We start from the raw sequence: 806 nt of genomic DNA on the forward strand, positions 1-806 counted from the left end.
GTGTTCGGTATCGGGTAGTATCGATGATATTGCAGCACCTACGTCAGTTAGGATGTAGACCGGGAAGGCAGGGCTTCCTTCGTGTTGTATCAGAATCGGATCACGCCACTCGACCGGTTCGGTCTTAGGAAAAGCCAGACCAAATTTACCGAGATATGCGATCCATAGTTCGGCCCCAGAACTGTCTACACCCTCAAGAAAAAGCTTAATTTGCCCCAACCCAGGCTCAATGATGAGCCCAGCTTCTGTGAGGCTAACTGAATCATTAAAACCCAGTGCACCAACAATGCTCTTTGGCAGGGAGTCGTGAACTCGAAAGGCACACACTCTCTCAAAAAGAGCGGCGGTAGCCGGATCGAGTTCATCGATCACTCTCATAACTTTGGCCGAGAATGTCCCCGGCTTTCGTATCTCAGACGCCAATACGCGTCCCCATTTCTCGCGCAAATCGTCGGTAGTTGCATCTTCCGCATATCGCTCAAAGCGATTCATAAAGGGATCTTGAAGCACCTCCGGCCCGGAAGAGGCTTCTGCATCAGTAGGCGGCTGCTGGGATAAGTCCTCGACAGCCGCAGCAACTACCGCATCCTTGTTGTCCTGACGCTCAAATACTTTGCCGAAGTGATTCTCCAAAGCCCGGCTCGCAGCTTCTGGATCGCCCTTGAGGCGGTCTATACCGATCTTGGTAACTGTCTCTATGACTTTCAAGCGGGACGCTGACACGGCTCTAGCCTCGGCGGTCTTAGATTCCATCGGAACATTCCATCGTTCGAAAACATTCCCCACCAGCCTGTCAAATGCAGCGA

Annotated in this window: 1 protein-coding gene; it reads right to left on the bottom strand. The window is 52.1% G+C overall.

The window, feature by feature from the left end; translation table 11 throughout:
• Positions 1–753 (bottom strand): DUF2806 domain-containing protein (locus AC1DX0_RS36615; RefSeq protein ID WP_477359481.1); only part of this gene is annotated, 753 nt, incomplete at its 3' end.
• Positions 754–806 lie beyond the last annotated feature (53 nt).

It is taken from the genome of Mesorhizobium sp. P3_A9, from assembly GCF_056402975.1.